Here is a 13,797-nt window from a genome sequence, read left to right as displayed (position 1 = left end):
CCATTATTGCATTAACGGCGAGCGTACTGCCTGAAGATAGGCTTGCGGCTATAGATGCCGGCATGGACGGCTTTGCCAATAAACCCATTGATATAGCCTTGTTAAATAATGAAATAGCGCAAGTATTAAAGCTTGATACCAATATAAACATACCTGAATCAACGGCAATAACTGCAGAACCCACACAAGTGGTTAACGAGCAAAAAGGCATGAGCTTGTGGGGCGACAAAGCCACACTAGTGAAAGAGATCAGCGGCTTTAACGTCAAACAACAGCATTGTATTACCGAGTTAACACAGTTAATTGCTGAAGATAACTGGCGAGCAATACAGGCACAGATCCACGGATTAAAAGGTTTAGCCGGTAATTTAGCACTGCCGCAATTAACCCGCTTACTCACCGATGCTGAACGGATCGCGATGATAAAGTCTGCAAAAGACTTACTGGCAATCTTACCCAATATTGAACACGCATTGAGCAAGGTAAATGACTATGTTCAGCAACAACAGATAGTCCCTGAAAACATCGATAAAGCGCAACAAGAAATCTGCTTCAACCCCATTAAGTTGAAACAGATTATCAATCGAATACGCCTTGCAGCTAAAGATAACGAATACAATGAGGCCGATCTCAACTCATTGATGGCAAGTACGCCTTCTGCGTATCGCCTTAAATGTATATCAATACAGCACGCCTTAGACGATTTTGAATTTGAACAAGCATTAATTGAACTCGATAATCTCGACGCGCACATTAATGCACAGTAACAAGAATTGAGCAGATGATATTTAACCGACAAGACAGTAAACAAACCATCCTGATTGTGGACGACGAGCCAGCAAACCTTAGAGTACTAAAAAAAATGCTCGAGGAACAATACCGCCTCATTTTTGCTAAAAGTGGTGAAGAAGCATTGCGCTTAGTGCAACGTGAACTTCCAAACCTAATTTTGCTAGATGTCATGATGCCAGGCATGACGGGGTTTGAAGTTTGCGAACAACTCAAAGCAGACATGCTTAGCAAAGCCGTACCGGTTATTTTTGTCACCGCACTGAATGATGAAGTAGATGAGGCCAAGGGATTTGAGGTGGGTGCAGTTGATTACATCACCAAGCCAGTGTCACCTGCAATCGTTAAAGCGCGAGTGCGAACACACCTATCACTGGTGCAGGCAGACGATTTACGCCGTACTCGTTTACAAGTCATTCAACGCTTAGGCCGTGCATCAGAGTACAAAGACAATGAAACAGGCATGCACATTATGCGCATGAGCCATTATTCAAAAATCATTGCTCTTGCCTATGGTTTATCTGATTTTGCCGCAGACAATTTACTCCACGCAGCGCCTATGCACGACATAGGTAAAATCGGCATTCCAGACAGTATTATGCTTAAGCCAGGTAAATTGACCGACGAAGAATTTACCATCATGAAGACTCATCCTGAAATTGGTGCAGAAATTCTCGGTGATTCTGATTCCGATTTAATCGCATTGGCTAAAGTGGTGTCCCTCACCCACCACGAAAAGTTCGATGGAAGCGGATATCCTAAAGGCTTAAAAGGTAAAGAAATTCCTATAGAAGGTCGCATTGTGGCCATTGCCGACGTATTTGACGCGCTCACCAGTAAACGCCCTTACAAGGAAGCCTGGACCGTCGAGCAAGCCATGGACTTTATTGAAAGCCAAAGCGGTATTCACTTTGACCCAGATTTAGTGGTGTTAATGCAACAATGTCTGCCCAGTATTCTGTACATTAAACAACGCTGGCAAGATTAATAAGGTCATGTCGATACCTTATAAGTTAACGCATCAACTAATGGAAACACAGTGCCACAAAGGGCAAGTTTTACACGCGATTAAGCTGTGGCTCTTGCTCATTTAACTGATTTTTGGAAAGGGTTAAGTATTACCCGAAATCAATTTCTTGCCTAAACACGTGTAAATTCTTGCTTGAATCGAGCATCTTAAGGTTAATTGAGTGTAAGTGTCTAATAAATTCCATTTTCATTTATTATGTGACCAATCAGAGACACTCAGACAGTTCAGTTTGAGGCGCATTGTTGACACAATGGTTATTCCGCGACAAAGAAATGGACTGTCAGAGCGTCTCCTACATGACAGGTTTCTTCGCCTACAATCCTATTACTTGCCTATAAGGCACAGAGCAGCCTGATAATGAGTGGATTAGGTATACAAGTTCATGGGCTTAACAATTGCCACGATTTATGCTTTGTTTAACATTATAGAATCCACTGGTGTCTCTGGGTTTGGCAAGGCCCATATGCTATTTCTTTCACCTTGATATGCTCTTTTTTTAGTTTTAAGAAAACAATAAAAGAACACAGCTGAAAATAACAATGCTATCCCCTCAATCGCCAAACTTGAAAATATTATAGGTTGTATTAATCCTATACTCGGAAACAATAAAGCTACAACCGAAGTTAACGGGATCAATAAACACGTTACAAATAATATAAATTGTAAATCAATCGCACTTTTAGCCGCTCCTCGAATAAAACTGTATATAAAGGCACTAATAAAACAGACGTAATAACACCAAAGGTAATGAGTGTTAACCTCTGACCCAACTAGATATAACCATTTGCTGATTAATAACGTTATCACAACGGCCACCATTGAACCTAAGCAGACACCAATAGTAAGCGACGCCATGATACGGCTAGATAGAGATTATTGTTAAAGTGAGTGGCGAAGGTGCTTACGGTAAATTAAAGTTTGAGTCAGGCGGACACCGAGTACAACGTGTGCCTGAAACCGAGTCTCAAGGTCGTGTGCATACCTCTGCATGTACTGTAGTCGTGCTACACGAAGTACCAGAAGCTGAAGCGATTTCAATTAACCCTGCAGACCTTAAAGTTGATACTTTCCGTGCGTCAGGCGCGGGTGGCCAGCACGTTAACAAAACCGATTCTGCCATCCGTATTACTCATATTCCTTCTGGGATTATTGTTGAGTGTCAGGATCAGCGTTCACAGCATAAAAACCGTGCCCAAGCGATGAGCGTGTTAGCTGCGCGTATTCAAGCCGTTGAAGATGAAAAACGTCGTAGTGCTGAAGAAACGACTCGTCGAAGCCTGGTTGCCAGTGGTGATCGTTCTGAGCGCATCAGAACGTACAACTATCCACAAGGGCGCGTAAGCGATCACCGTATCAATTTAACCTTATATCGCTTAAATGAAGTGATGGAAGGTGATCTCGATGCCTTGCTTGACCCTATCATGCAAGAACATCAAGCCGACATGCTCGCTGCATTAGCTGACGAATAAGGAGTAACCTTGCCTCAGTCTTCGTATTCAACTATCGCTGAAGCCCTGCAATGGGCCTATTCACAGCTGGCAGCCACCTCTGAATCTGCACATATCGATGCAGAGGCGCTGTTATTGCATTGTTTGAATAAAAATCGCAGCTTTTTATATACCTGGCCAGAAAGACAGCTCACCAGCGAGCAGTTTAAAGCGTTTAGCCAAATGGTGGCTAAACGCCAAGCAGGCTCACCTGTTGCGCATATTATTGGTGAGCGAGAGTTCTGGTCATTACCATTTATTGTCAATGACTCAACCTTGATCCCAAGGCCAGATACTGAAATTTTAGTGGAGACCGCACTCAATTTAAGCGTGCGCCACAATGCAAAAGTATTAGATTTAGGGACTGGCACCGGGGCTATTGCGTTGTCATTAGCTTCAGAGCGCCCTAAATGGCGCATTACCGCCATTGACAATGTGCCAGGCGCTGTCGAGCTTGCTAAAGCAAACCGTAATAATTTAAATCTACCTGATGTCGAGATTATTCAATCAGATTGGTTTTCTGCTGTTGAGCATCGTGATTTTGATTTAATTGTGTCAAATCCACCTTATATAGATGAAACCGATGAGCATTTGAGCATGGGTGACGTTCGCTTTGAGCCGCAAAGCGCGTTAACTGCGGCCAATGAAGGTTATGCTGATTTGTTTCATATCGCAGACCAAGCGCGTACACATTTATTAACCGGAGGGTACTTGTTGCTTGAACATGGTTATGAACAAGCAATCAAGGTGCGTGAAAAACTTATTGAACTAGGTTATCAAAACGTAGCAACCGTGCGCGATTTTGGCAGCAATGACCGCTGCACCTTGGGACAATGGGTTGGTTGATAATTCAACAAGTTAATCCCTAAATCTGCCGAACAATAACCCAAACCACAATATTGGTATGTGTTGCGCTGTTCGAGTAAACTAACACTTTTATTTTACGAGACTTAGTAATGGAAACCTTTTACAGTTTATATCCAGCGTTAAAACACACTCACATGTTGTTCGTCGCGTTAAGTGTGACATTTTTTATTGTGCGTTTTGTGCTGCATTTACGTCAGTCTCCGATTATGGAGAAAAAGTTTGTTAAAGTAGCGCCTCACGTTATTGATACTTTTTTACTACTGTCAGGCTTCACGCTTTGCTTTATGATCAAGCAGTATCCGTTTGTTGACCCGTGGATGACTGAAAAAATCATCTGTGTGGTGGCTTACATTGCATTAGGGATTATGGCACTCAAATCTAACCGAAATAAGCTGTTTAAGTTTTTTGCCTTTATCGGTGCAATCGGATGGGTAGTGCTCGCGGCCAAGCTGGCTCATTTTAAACAAGTCGTATTAATGGGTTAATTGGGTTTAATGGCAAAATATCTTCTTAATGATGCAGTTTCACTCCCTGAAACTGCATTTGAACTTTCTGAGCACCTTGGTTTTTCATCAACTAAACCTGCGATGTGGGCTTGGTATGAAATGGCTGGGGCGGTACTGAGTCACTATGTTGTTGATCAACATGCACGTTTAACAGGCATGTTTAACTGGTTTTACAATGACCTTGGTTTTTGCGCGCGCGACAATTATTTTAGTGTAGAAGCCGCCGACTTAAGCTACTGCGTATTAAAGCGTCAGGGTAACAGTACTACGTTGTCAATCTTGCTCATTTTATTAGCAAAACAGCTCGACCTAACGCTTGAAGCAATCCTGCTTCCTGGCAATACAGTGTTAAAAAGCCAAATTAACGACGTGGTTAAATATTACGACCCGTTAACAGGTAAAGAACTTAACCGCCATCAGTTGCATGCATTGGTTCGTGGCGAATTGGGTAATGCGGCAAAGTTAAAGCCAAGCCACTTAAAACCTGCCACCTTAAAGCGCCTGATCAGCCGTATGCTGCACGAACTTAAAGCGGGTTGCATTGTTAACCAAAAATTTGAGTCGGCAATGGAGTGTTGTAATTTATTACTGCAATGGCACCCAGATGATGTACACCTCAATCGCGAACGGGCATTTATTGCTCAGCAACTCGGTTGCATTAAAGTGGCCATGTCTGACTTACAGCATTTTATTGATTTAAGCCCACATGATCCTGTAATTGAACTGGTTAAGATTCAGTTAAAGGAACTGAGTCAACATACAGAAGTTTATCATTAAATTAATGAACGCTGCTTTACGAGTTAACGCAGCGTAAAAACAAAAATAGGCTGTCAAAGCCAGTTAAATAAGCACCACTATAACTATTATAAATATTGCACTTGCAAGGGAGAATACTGCATGACCACGTCAGCTATGGTGAGCAATGATGCCACCGCACTGGGTTTACTCGCTGTTATTTTAGGGTTTGTATTTTACACTAGCTCTTCGCCGCACCCATTTTGGCAAAAATTCTACAAATTTATTCCTGCTTTATTACTGTGTTATTTTTTACCCTCTCTGCTGAATACTTTTGGTGTGGTTGATGGCCATGCATCGCAATTATATTTTGTCGCCTCGCGTTATTTACTCCCAGCATGTTTGGTATTACTGATTTTAAGTGTCGACTTAAAAGCCATTTTAGGGCTCGGACCTAAAGCGGTGATTATGTTTTTAACCGGTACCTTAGGGATTGTTATTGGTGGCCCAATTGCCTTGTTGTTAGTGTCGATGATTGAACCAAGCTTAATTGGCAATAATGGTCCAGACGCCGTGTGGCGTGGAATGACTACGCTTGCCGGTAGCTGGATTGGCGGCGGTGCAAACCAAGCGGCAATGAAAGAGATTTATGAAGTGGGCGGTGAGATTTTCTCGGTCATGGTGACTGTTGATGTGATTGTGGCCAATATTTGGATGGCGGTATTGCTGTTTATGGCATCAAAAGCAAAAGAGATTGATGCCAAAACCGGTGCCGACACCACAGCAATTGAAGCGTTAAAACAAAAAGTAGAAAAATACCACGCCGAAAACTCACGCATTCCTTCATTGCGCGACATTATGATGATTGTTGCCATTGGTTTTGGTGTGACTGGTTTTGCCCATTTTGCAGCTGATTTCCTAGGACCATTTTTTGAAGCCAATTACCCATGGACAGAAGATTACAGTTTAACGTCTAAGTTTTTCTGGTTGGTGGTGATTGTGACCACCGTAGGTTTAGGGTTGTCATTTAGTCCGGTTCGCCATGTAGAAGCGGCGGGTGCGTCTAAAATAGCGTCGGCATTTTTATACATTTTAGTCGCCACGATTGGCTTGCATATGGACGTGTCTAAAATTATGGATACGCCGATTTACTTCCTCGTCGGTATTGTGTGGATGATAGTCCATGCAGGGCTAATGCTATTAGTGGCTAAACTGATTAAAGCGCCATTGTTTTATATGGCGGTGGGGAGCCAAGCTAACGTTGGTGGTGCTGCTTCGGCCCCTGTTGTGGCGGCGGCATTCCACCCAGCATTAGCACCAGTTGGTGTGCTATTAGCTGTATTTGGTTATGCATTAGGTACCTACATGGCTTGGCTATGTGGTCAGTTTTTACAAGTTGTCGCAGGTTAATGCGCAAAGAGGATCAAATGGATCAAAAAATTATTCAGTTAGCTAATGACATTCAAGTGGCCAATGATAAGCCGTTTGTTTTGTTTGGTGGCATGAACGTACTTGAGTCTCGTGACTTAGCCATGTCAATTGCTGAGCACTATGTTGAAGTGACCCAAAAACTGGGTATTCCCTATGTGTTTAAAGCATCGTTTGATAAAGCGAATCGCTCTTCGGTCAATTCTTACCGTGGTCCAGGTATGGAAGAAGGCTTGCGTATTTTTGAAGAGATTAAATCAACCTTCAATGTGCCATTAATCACTGACGTGCACGAAACACATCAATGTGCGCCAGTTGCTGAAGTGGTTGATATTATTCAGCTGCCAGCCTTTTTAGCCCGCCAAACCGATTTGGTGGTGGCTATGGCTAAAACAGGTGCGGTGATCAACGTGAAAAAACCACAGTTTTTAGCGCCGCATGAAATGCGTCATATCATCACTAAATTTAATGAAGCTGGTAACGACAACATTATTTTATGTGAACGAGGCAGCAGCTTTGGCTATAACAACCTCGTAGTAGACATGTTAGGCATGGACGAAATGAAGCAAACGGGTTATCCGGKCATCTTTGATGCAACTCACGCACTACAACGCCCTGGTGGGCGAGCTGATTCTGCTGGTGGCCGTCGTGCTCAAGCGACTGAACTTGCTCGCAGTGGTATGGCATTAGGTTTAGCGGGGTTGTTTATTGAAGCGCATCCCGATCCTGATAATGCTAAATGTGACGGCCCATGTGCATTGCCACTGCATTTGTTAGAAAAATATCTTACCCAGATGAAAGCCGTTGATGAACTGGTTAAATCATTTGAGTTTATTGATACCAGTAAATAAGCATGGTGTTTTTAGCTTCTGAATCAAGGTAAGTAAGTTGATTTTTAATCAATTTGACACATTTTGAGTGTCTTTTATTCACCGTAAACAGTAATCTAATTACCCTTGTATAAGCCCTGACTTTTTACAAAGTTAGGGCTTTTGTCTTTCTGGATTTAACGATGTGGATCTTATTTACTTTTCTTGCGGCATTTATGCAGGCATGGCGTAACGCCTTTCAAAGTCAACTCAGTAAAGAGGTCAAGGTTGCAGGTGTGACTTTGGCGCGATTTATTTGGGCGGGGCCGATTGCCGCCTTGTACCTGTTTAGTCTGCATCAATATCAACCCGCTGCATTACCGCAATTTAGCGCTGACTTTTGGGGATTTGTTATTGGGGCTTCTTCAATGCAAATATTGGCGACGGGCTTAATGGTAAAGCTGTTTAAAATGCAAAACTTTGCCATTGGTGCTGGGTTGGCAAAAAGTGAAGCCTTAGTCGCTGCAATCCTTGGGGTGTTTTTCTTTGGTACTCAATTATCATTACTTGGTTGGATAGGCGTTGTGGTTGGCGGTTTGGCTGTCATGTTGCTTAGTAGTAAACAAGGATTTAAACAGCTTTCTGTCAAAACTGTCATGTTAGGTTTAACCTGCGGCAGTGCGTTTGCGTTAACATCCCTGTGGGTAAGAGAAGCCAGTTTAACTTTGCAAGGGCCGTTTACTCACCGCGCCGCATGGGTATTGTTGTGGGTTATTAGTATTCAAACCATCGTGCTGATTGCTTACTTAGTCGCAAAAGACAAATCCACTTTAAGCGCATTATGGCAACGTCCAAAGCTCACCGTCGCAATCAGTGTCGCCAGTTGTATTGGCTCCATTGGTTGGTTTAGCGCAATGTCATTACAGGCTGTGCCTTATGTCAAAACCCTTGGCCAAATCGAAGTCTTTTTTACGTTAATGATTGCCGCTCTGTGGCTTAAAGATAAAGTCAAAATCAATGACGTGGCTGGTTTAGTGCTGATTGCCATTGCCGCGATTTTGGTGATGTGGAGTTAAGTGGGTTGTGAAGCTTTGTCTTGTTGACTTAGCGTAGCGATCTTAGTCACAAGAGATTGGTTAGTGGGCGTTGCAAGATTATAACGTTTTGCTTGTTGGCAAATATAACCATTAATGTAATCGATTTCTGTGGCGCGATGATGGGCCACGTCCTGATACATGGATGAAAAGTTAGCTGAGGTGAGCGCGATGACTTGCTTTACCCGGTTTAATAACTGCGCAGGGGCTAGCTCAATGCCATCACATTTTGCCACATTGACTAACTCATCAATAATTGCGGTAATCTGTGGTTGATATTCTTCAGCCGCTAACTGGCCATTAGCACATTGATTCAATGCACTTAATGGATTGATGGCCGCGTTTATCGCCAACTTTTGCCACAAAATAGGCAACACAGGCTGATGCCACTCAAGCGGTTGGTTGTCTCGGTGTAATGCCTGGAGCCTGTGCTTGAGCTCAGCAGATAATGGCGTGCCGCAATAATGTCCCAGCTGGGTAACACCAACCCCTGTGTGTTTAATGTGCCACTGACTTATTTTTAAAGCCGCTTGTGACGTTGTGCCTAGTGATAAACCCAGGTCTGGGAAATGTTTTAGGGCTGCAGACACCGCTAAGTGCGGCCCTAATCCATTATGTAGTAACACGATATGACAATGTTGCGCCAATTTGCTCAGTAAAGGCTGTAGGGCGTGTTCAACTTGATAAGCTTTAACGCACACTAGCAATAAATTGATATTTTCGAGTTGGGCATCATTCCTGTTAAGGATTGTTGCCGTGGTGTGGTGAGTTTGGCCATTAGAATCTGTAAATTGCAATGTGTGCTGTTGAGTGTGCGGCTGGCGACCAATCAATACCACGTCACGAATGGGCTCTGCCTCAGTCGCTTGCCCCGTTAAGCCCAGTTTATGAAACATCAATTGGCCAATAGCCCCTGCGCCTAAAATGGCAATGTTAGCCTGAGTAGGGTGCGGTTTTGATGTGACTACCATTGGGCTGACCTTTGTGGTTAATGTGACGTTTAAGGGCGCTTAGCGGTTATTTTTCGGTACTGTAAAATAGAGAAGTGCATTAAGTAAAATAAGCCAATACCTGCAAAATCAGCGACGACATCGGCAGTTGAAGCACTTCGGTATGGCAAACGCGACTGAACTAATTCTATCAAAATGGCATAACCGCCCAGGGCTGCACACAAATAAAACCATTTAGGCTTAAAGGCATAATGAGCCAGATAAGATAAGGCAAAAAAGCTACCTAAATGGCCGACTTTATCCATATGAGAAAACGTTTGTGGGTAATTCGGTTTAGAGAAAACTAAATAGCTTGTCACAATCACGGCGACAACTAACGCAAGTTTAAACATATTTTTATAAGTGATCACGAGCGTTACATCAGCCTTGTGAAACGAGAATATGCTTAATAATAAGAAACCTGTTTGATATTGTCACGAATAAACCGCGAGGTGATGCCAATATTGTCGCGAATTCGGCTTTATCAGCCGATTGAATGACTCTACCACTCCGTCTACCCTCAATGTTAATGGGCTTTAGTGGGGCTTATATGGTAAAAATACCCCCTTAGTTATTTTTTGTTAATCAAGTAAATATTTGTCACAGTTTTAGAGCGAAAACTCAATCGTTTTGCGCTTTACTATCCCGTACTACTGACCTAGTGTAAAATACATCTTAATTGCCATTATTAGGGTGAAAAGCCCGTAGAAGTACCAAAGAGGAATCAACATGCCATCTATGGATATCGTGTCAGAAATCAATGAAGAAGAACTACGTAATGCGGTAGAGAATTCTCGTCGCGAAGTGTCGAGCCGATTTGATTTACGTGGTAAAGACATTGAAATTGACTTGAAAGATAATGTTGTCACTTTAAAAGCGGAAGATGACTTTATTTGTAAGCAATTAGTCGACATATTGCGCATGCAGTTGACTAAACGCAATGTCGACCCATCAGCAATGGAAGTCGACGACAAAGCGGTACACAGTGGTAAAACCTTCAGTTTAAGAGTGAGCTTTAAGCAAGGTATTGATGCCTTAGTGGCCAAAAAGCTGGTTAAAGCAATTAAAGACAGCAAACTTAAAGTGCAGTCAGCCATTCAAGGCGACAAAGTGCGAGTCACCGGTAAGAAGCGTGATGATTTACAAGCGGTAATGCGATTGGCTAAAGAGTCAGAGTTAGGTCAGCCTTTTCAGTTTGATAACTTTAAAGACTAATTTTTAACGCGACTCAGCCTTAGCGTTAAACGCCGAAATAAAAAACCGATAGGGGAAAACCTTGTCGGTTTTTTGTATTTTAGGTTACTGAACATCTTGCGGTGTAGGACTTTTTTATTTTTACAGTGGTGACTTTCCCGCATCCATTGCGCGCTCTGTCGTTGCCTTATTGGCCACCACTAAAGCTTTTTGCGAACGATTGACTAATACCACTAACAGCAATACAGGGAACCCTATCAAACTTGCAGCAACAAAGAAGTTGATATAACCAAATGCATCCACGTACAAGCCAGAGAACCCGGCAATAAACTTTGGGAACAGCAGCATAATTGATGACAACAATGCATATTGTGTCGCGCTGTAGCCACTGCTGGTCAAGCTGGACAAATAGGCAATGAATGCAGCGGTAGCAATACCCGCACTGAAGTTATCGACCGAAATGGCAAAGGTTAAAAAAGGTACGTTGTAACCAATGTAGGCTTGCCAAGCAAATAATAAGTTAGTGATAGCCACCAACAACGCGCCTAAGAATAGGATTTTCATGGTGCCATAACGCATCAATAATACGCCACCAAAGGCTGCGCCAACCAAGGTCATGATTAAGCCATAGACTTTGCTAATAAAGGCGATTTCCTCTTTGTTAAAACCCATATCAACGTAAAACACGTTGGCCATAATACCCATCACAATGTCTGAAATGCGATAACAAGAAATGAGCAGTAAAATTAATATGGCACTTTTACCATAACGTTTAAAGAAGTCGATAAACGGTACGACGCTGGCACTGTATAGCCAAGCTAAAGTACCGGCGATTTTTGCGGGGTATTTAGCGGCAAAGTCAGCACGTAATAGGCGCTCTTTTTCATCTGCATGTTTAGTGTCAACTTGAGGTTCTTGGCTAAATAGAGTGGTAAGAATACCGACACCCATTAATACTGCCATCACAAAATAAGCTGTTTGCCAAGCTTGTAAATTGTATTCATCATTACCTGGAGATACCCAGGCTGCAATGGTTAATGCGCCTGCGGTCGCTATAATCATCGCGCTGCGGTAACCCACTTGGTAAGCCGCAGCAAGGGCGGCTTGCATTTTTTCGGGTGCTGATTCAATCCTAAAGGCGTCGATAACAATATCTTGAGTGGCAGAAGCGAATGCGAGTAATAAAGCACATAAGGCTAAACGCTCAAGGTTAACGACTGGGTCACTTACGGACATGCCTAAAATGGCGCCGACTAAACACAGCTGTGCAAACAGCATCCAGCCGCGGCGGCGGCCAAAAAAACGAGTAAATAGTGGCAGTGACATGCGGTCGACTAGGGGAGACCATGCCCATTTAAAAGCGTAGGTCAGTGCTATCCAACTGAAATACCCAATGGCAGCACGATCAACGCCTGCTTCGCGTAGCCAAAAGCTTAATGTTGAAAACACCAACATAAGCGGTAAGCCGGCAGAGAACCCCAGTAAGAGTAAAATGAATACACGTTTGTTGTTGTAAACCGATAGGGCTTCACGGATTTGAGTCAAGAAAACCGACATAAGACAACTGGATAAAGGAGAATAGCTCTAGCTTATGTTGCCAGCGGTTTAGGTTCAAGCCATTCACACAGTTAATTGAGCGAGTTTGGATTAAATATTGATTATGGTCTAATGCCAACGCAACGCTGCGGCATGTTACCACCAATATTGATGTAGTCGCAGCAATCGTGTATCTGCTGTCGTAGGTATTGATTACCTTTAATGGCCCAGTCAGACCAATGATCAAAACAATAGAGTAAATGCCAAAAGACTTTTTCGGTATCGCTAAGCTGCTCTGTGAGTTGTTTTGTAGAAATGCACTGCCATTCTTCAAGCACATCCCACATGTATAATTGAATCTCTTTGTAATCTAATTGATTGTCTAAAAATGCTTTACCGTAATAAGCCAGTTGCGGTGCCTTAGTTTCAATAAAATCATGTGCTGTCATGAAAGAATGTCCTTGATAATGAATGCATGAAAAAACAGCAATTACAGTGACTAAAATTAGAGTATAGACGCAAATTTCAGCATTGTAGAAAATATGACAAAATTAATCTTTGTTAAAAATATATTTAATTACTAATTAAATTAGTGGCTTATTTTTTTTGGACGTTAAAAAATTGATGTAAATCAATTGTTAGGTGTTGAGGGTTATTCAGAATATGTGATGCAGGTCGATAACGCGCTTAATCGATAATCATGATTAAGCGCGGTCTGATTAGCGTGGCAATAAGGTGGCTTTTTTGAGTAACACGGTTTTTACTGGCACGTCGGGCCAATTTAAGGTGCTGTTGTGCCCGGTTTCAACGAGTGATATCGCTTCAAGAACATCCATGCCTTGGGTGACTTCACCAAACACTGTGTAACCCCAACGCCGCTTAGAGGGGTCTAATTTTTTATTGTCAGCCACATTAAAGAAAAACTGTCTGGTTGCTGAATGTGGGTCGTTATCTCGTGCCATGGCAATGGTGCCCATTGTATTTGATAAACCATTACCTGATTCATTCACAACAGGCGCCATTGAAGGTCGCTCTTCTAATTTGGTGGTTAATCCGCCGCCTTGGACGACAAACTCAGCAATGACCCGATGAAAGATCGTGTTGTCGTATTCACCTTTCACCACGTAAGTTAAAAAGTTATCAATGGTTAATGGTGCGCGAGTACGGTCTAATTCGACCACAATTTTGCCCATTGAAGTATCAAACTCAACTTGCGGGTAAATGGTGTCTTTTTGAATATCAACCGCGGCAAAAGCGGATAAACTGGTTACCAGTAATAAACTGGTGGTGAGCCATTTGAACATAATGAGAGTCCTTTTGGCGGCACCATAAA

Annotated in this window: 15 protein-coding genes and 1 pseudogene; 10 read left to right on the top strand and 6 right to left on the bottom strand. The window is 42.7% G+C overall.

From position 1 onward, the window contains the following. Positions 1–767 (top strand): Hpt domain-containing protein (locus PQR79_RS12325; RefSeq protein ID WP_274408525.1); only part of this gene is annotated, 767 nt, incomplete at its 5' end. 14 nt (positions 768–781) lie between these two features. Beyond that, positions 782–1,777, top strand: coding sequence for a response regulator (locus PQR79_RS12320; RefSeq protein WP_303648408.1), 996 nt, complete (start codon positions 782–784; stop codon positions 1,775–1,777). Between the two features lie 447 nt (positions 1,778–2,224). Here the strand turns inward: PQR79_RS12320 and PQR79_RS12315 are convergent, their stop codons facing one another. Next, positions 2,225–2,626, bottom strand: coding sequence for a hypothetical protein (locus PQR79_RS12315; protein WP_274408524.1), 402 nt, complete (start codon positions 2,624–2,626; stop codon positions 2,225–2,227). Positions 2,627–2,688: 62 nt separating this feature from the next. Between PQR79_RS12315 and PQR79_RS12310 the strand changes: the two are divergent. The 7 genes and pseudogenes from PQR79_RS12310 to PQR79_RS12280 form a co-directional block, all read left to right on the top strand. Continuing rightward, positions 2,689–3,288: pseudogene (locus tag PQR79_RS12310) on the top strand (peptide chain release factor-like protein); the annotation flags it as partial. 9 nt (positions 3,289–3,297) lie between these two features. Further along, positions 3,298–4,152 carry a peptide chain release factor N(5)-glutamine methyltransferase gene (prmC, locus tag PQR79_RS12305; RefSeq protein ID WP_238107266.1) on the top strand — a complete coding sequence of 285 codons (855 nt, stop codon included), beginning with the start codon at positions 3,298–3,300 and terminating at the stop codon, positions 4,150–4,152. A gap of 110 nt (positions 4,153–4,262) precedes the next feature. Continuing rightward, positions 4,263–4,658 carry a SirB2 family protein gene (locus PQR79_RS12300; protein WP_238107267.1) on the top strand — a complete coding sequence of 132 codons (396 nt, stop codon included), beginning with the start codon at positions 4,263–4,265 and terminating at the stop codon, positions 4,656–4,658. 9 nt (positions 4,659–4,667) lie between these two features. Next, the gene (locus PQR79_RS12295) at positions 4,668–5,456 is read left to right on the top strand and encodes a transglutaminase family protein (protein WP_238107268.1); all 789 of its coding nucleotides are present in this window, start codon (positions 4,668–4,670) and stop codon (positions 5,454–5,456) included. A gap of 120 nt (positions 5,457–5,576) precedes the next feature. Beyond that, complete coding sequence (locus PQR79_RS12290; protein ID WP_238107269.1) at positions 5,577–6,824, top strand: DUF819 family protein; 1,248 nt, start codon at positions 5,577–5,579, stop codon at positions 6,822–6,824. Between the two features lie 17 nt (positions 6,825–6,841). After that, positions 6,842–7,693 carry a 3-deoxy-8-phosphooctulonate synthase gene (kdsA, locus tag PQR79_RS12285; RefSeq protein ID WP_274408523.1) on the top strand — a complete coding sequence of 284 codons (852 nt, stop codon included), beginning with the start codon at positions 6,842–6,844 and terminating at the stop codon, positions 7,691–7,693. Between the two features lie 161 nt (positions 7,694–7,854). Beyond that, positions 7,855–8,727: a DMT family transporter gene (locus tag PQR79_RS12280; protein WP_238107271.1), complete on the top strand. Its 873-nt coding sequence runs from the start codon at positions 7,855–7,857 to the stop codon at positions 8,725–8,727. Here PQR79_RS12280 and PQR79_RS12275 read toward each other — a convergent pair. Together PQR79_RS12275 and PQR79_RS12270 are read right to left on the bottom strand one after the other, a co-directional pair. Then, positions 8,724–9,716: a ketopantoate reductase family protein gene (locus tag PQR79_RS12275; protein ID WP_238107272.1), complete on the bottom strand. Its 993-nt coding sequence runs from the start codon at positions 9,714–9,716 to the stop codon at positions 8,724–8,726. The genes PQR79_RS12280 and PQR79_RS12275 overlap by 4 nt on opposite strands. Before the next feature lie 29 nt (positions 9,717–9,745). Beyond that, a complete protein-coding gene (locus tag PQR79_RS12270) occupies positions 9,746–10,105 on the bottom strand; it encodes a VanZ family protein (protein WP_238107273.1) in 360 nt (119 codons plus the stop codon). A gap of 358 nt (positions 10,106–10,463) precedes the next feature. Here PQR79_RS12270 and PQR79_RS12265 point away from each other — a divergent pair, with 358 nt between their 5' ends. Further along, positions 10,464–10,949, top strand: coding sequence for a YajQ family cyclic di-GMP-binding protein (locus tag PQR79_RS12265; RefSeq protein WP_238107274.1), 486 nt, complete (start codon positions 10,464–10,466; stop codon positions 10,947–10,949). 120 nt (positions 10,950–11,069) lie between these two features. Here PQR79_RS12265 and PQR79_RS12260 read toward each other — a convergent pair whose 3' ends face one another. The 3 genes from PQR79_RS12260 to PQR79_RS12250 form a co-directional block, all read right to left on the bottom strand. After that, positions 11,070–12,485 carry an AmpG family muropeptide MFS transporter gene (locus PQR79_RS12260; RefSeq protein ID WP_274408521.1) on the bottom strand — a complete coding sequence of 472 codons (1,416 nt, stop codon included), beginning with the start codon at positions 12,483–12,485 and terminating at the stop codon, positions 11,070–11,072. 101 nt (positions 12,486–12,586) lie between these two features. Then, on the bottom strand, positions 12,587–12,913 hold the full coding sequence (locus PQR79_RS12255) for a hypothetical protein (protein ID WP_238102489.1): 327 nt from the start codon (positions 12,911–12,913) through the stop codon (positions 12,587–12,589). A gap of 270 nt (positions 12,914–13,183) precedes the next feature. After that, complete coding sequence (locus tag PQR79_RS12250) at positions 13,184–13,768, bottom strand: peptidylprolyl isomerase (RefSeq protein ID WP_238102490.1); 585 nt, start codon at positions 13,766–13,768, stop codon at positions 13,184–13,186. Between the last annotated feature and the right edge of the window lie 29 nt (positions 13,769–13,797).

The sequence above is a fragment of the Shewanella metallivivens genome (assembly GCF_028750675.1).
Classification (GTDB): Bacteria; Pseudomonadota; Gammaproteobacteria; order Enterobacterales; family Shewanellaceae; genus Shewanella; species Shewanella metallivivens.
This window is presented reverse-complemented; position numbering and strand designations above follow the sequence as displayed.